Source organism: Microbacterium sp. CPCC 204701, from assembly GCF_004010105.1.
Classification (GTDB): Bacteria; Actinomycetota; Actinomycetes; order Actinomycetales; family Microbacteriaceae; genus Microbacterium.
Map to the genome: position 1 here is coordinate 1 of NZ_RRYE01000422.1, position 2,405 is coordinate 2,405.

A 2,405-nucleotide genomic window follows, 5' to 3' on the forward strand; every position below is an offset into this window, starting at 1 on the left:
CGATCGGCGCCGCCGTCCATGCGGTCGGCGACGCCGAGGGCGCCGAGCTCGAGTTCGACGCCGCTCGAGGAGTGCTCGAAGGCCTCGGAGCGATCCCCGACCTCGTCCGGCTCGAGCGGCTGGCCGCGGCCGACGCACCCGGCGCGCCGATCGAACCGGGTCTCAGCCGTCGCGAGCGCGAGGTGTTGGCGCTCGTCGCGCGCGGGTGGTCGAACCGGCGCATCGCCGAACATCTCTTCCTCAGCGAGCGCACCGTCGCCCGCCACGTGGGCAACATCCTCGCGAAGCTGGGTGTGCCCAGCCGCTCCGCCGCAACCGCCTACGCCTTCGAGCACGGCCTCGCCGCGACCTCCTGACCGCCCAACCGGCAAGCCGGCCGCGGCAACGGGAATTGGTCATTTCTGCCGATGCCCGCCCCCGAGCGCCCTCATACGGTGAGCAGAACGGGAGGAATCATGGACAGCACGCACATTGACACCGTCGTGATCGGGGCCGGCGCGGCCGGGCTCCACGTGGCAAGGCTGCTCGGCCGGCGCGGCGCCGAGCACCTCGTCATCGACGCCGCCGACCGGGTGGGCGACTCGTGGCGGGAGCGCTATCGCTCGCTGCGGCTGTTCACGCCGCGCCGGCTCGCCGAGCTGCCCGGGCTTCGGCTCGGCATCCGGTTCTTCGAGTTCCCGACCGCGTCCCAGCTCGCCGACTACCTCGAGCGATACGCCGACGAGACCCGAGTGCCGTTGCGGCTGTCCACTCGAGTCGAGCGGCTGACGCACGCGGCCGGTCGCTTCAGGCTCGAGCTGTCGAGCGGAGAGCCCATCTCGGCGAGCCGCGTGGTCGTCGCCGCCGGCGCTCATCGGATGCCGGTGACGCCATCGTTCGCCGCTCAGCTCGATCCGTCGATCCACCGGCTGCATTCGCTCGACTACCGCGGGCCTGAGGACCTCGCGCCAGGGCCGGTGCTCGTCGTCGGCGCGGCGAACTCGGGGACCGACATCGCGCTCGAGTCCGCGGCCTCCGGTCACGCCACGACGCTCGCCGGCCGCCACCCCGGCCAGGTGCCCATCGACATCGACCACCCCGTCGGCAACCTGCTCTCGGGCGTCTTCCTCCGCCGCCTGGGCAGCCTCACCCTCGACACCGAACGCGGGCGCCGCGCCTTCGCCGAGCAGCACGGGCACGGCGTGAACCTGGTGCGCAACAAGGTCGCGCATCTCGACAAGGCCGGGGTGCGGCGCACGGGCCGGATCGCGGGGGTCGAGAGCGGGCTGCCCCTCACCGACGACGGCGAGACGGTCCCCGCCTCGACGGTGGTGTGGTGCACGGGGTCGACGCCCGATCTGCGGTGGATCGACATCCCGGCCGCATTCGGTGCTGACGGGTCGGTGGCGCACCGGCGCGGGATCGCGACCGGGGTTGCAGGCCTCGCGTTCATGGGACTGCCGTTCCAGTACGCGCCGACGTCGGGCACGCTCATGGGCATGGGCCGGGATGCCGAGCACGTCGTGTTGCGGCTGTGCGAGCCGTCCGACGCGCGGAGCGGCGCGGCATCGGTCGCCGCCGCGTGAGTGCGGCCCTGCGTCAGCGGGCAGGAAGGATGCAGGTCGGCGACGGCGCCGTCGTGCGGTGGCGAACGCGGCCCGGCACGCCGGTGCGCAGGTCGAGCGTAAGCGAGACGACCTCGTCTGAGCGCTGACCGGCCACGAGCAGCGTGTCGCGGACGATGAGGTGGTGTCGCGGCCAGTTCACGCCCGCGTCGGCGAGGGCGACCGGCTCGACCGTCTCGCCCGCTCCGCGCACCCGGAGCGTCGCGATCGTGTTGCTGCCGCGCACTCCGGCGTACAGGAACTCGCCGTCGCGCGAGAGGGCGAGCTCGGCGGCGGTGTCAGTCGGCAGAGTGCCGACTCCGAGTGGCGTGCCGCCCACGAGCCGCCACCGTCCGTCGACGGCGGGCGCGAGCACGAAGAGCTCGCACGAGAGCTCGGTGACGACGTAGAGGTGCCCGCTCGGGTGCCACACCAGGTGCCGCGGACCACTGCCCTTCGGCAGGACGACGTGCTGCACGCGCTTCAGGCCACCTGTCTCCGCGCGCCAGAACCGCACCAGGTCGTGCCCGAGGTCGGTGTTCGCGATGAGCCCGCCCGGCAGGAACTGCGCCTGGTGCGCGCGCGACGGCCGAGCGGATGCCTGGGCAGCGGCATCCGTCGATGCGTCCGCGTCGTCCCACCCGTCGTCGTCGCGGTCGTGCTCAGGGACGAGGTGCGCGAACTCCGAGCCGGCCGCCTCGCGCAGAGCACGGGCCGCCGCAGCGAGGTCGAGGTCGGGCGCGGCCGCGGCTGACGAGTCCGGACCATACGGGTCGGCGCTCGGCGCGGCGATGACCGGCGCAGAGGGCCGGCCCGCGGCAT

The 2,405-nt window shown here is 73.5% G+C and carries 3 protein-coding genes; 2 read left to right on the forward strand and 1 reads right to left on the reverse strand.

Annotated features, from left to right (window positions below; translation table 11 throughout):
- Positions 1–356 (forward strand): response regulator transcription factor (locus tag EIO58_RS16270; RefSeq protein ID WP_164861795.1); only part of this gene is annotated, 356 nt, incomplete at its 5' end.
- 99 nt (positions 357–455) lie between these two features.
- Positions 456–1,565, forward strand: coding sequence for a flavin-containing monooxygenase (locus EIO58_RS16275; protein WP_164861796.1), 1,110 nt, complete (start codon positions 456–458; stop codon positions 1,563–1,565).
- Positions 1,566–1,578: 13 nt separating this feature from the next.
- On the opposite strand, the gene EIO58_RS16280 is transcribed toward EIO58_RS16275, so the two are convergent.
- The coding region (locus tag EIO58_RS16280) for a lactonase family protein (RefSeq protein WP_127820364.1) at positions 1,579–2,405 on the reverse strand (827 nt) is incomplete at its 5' end.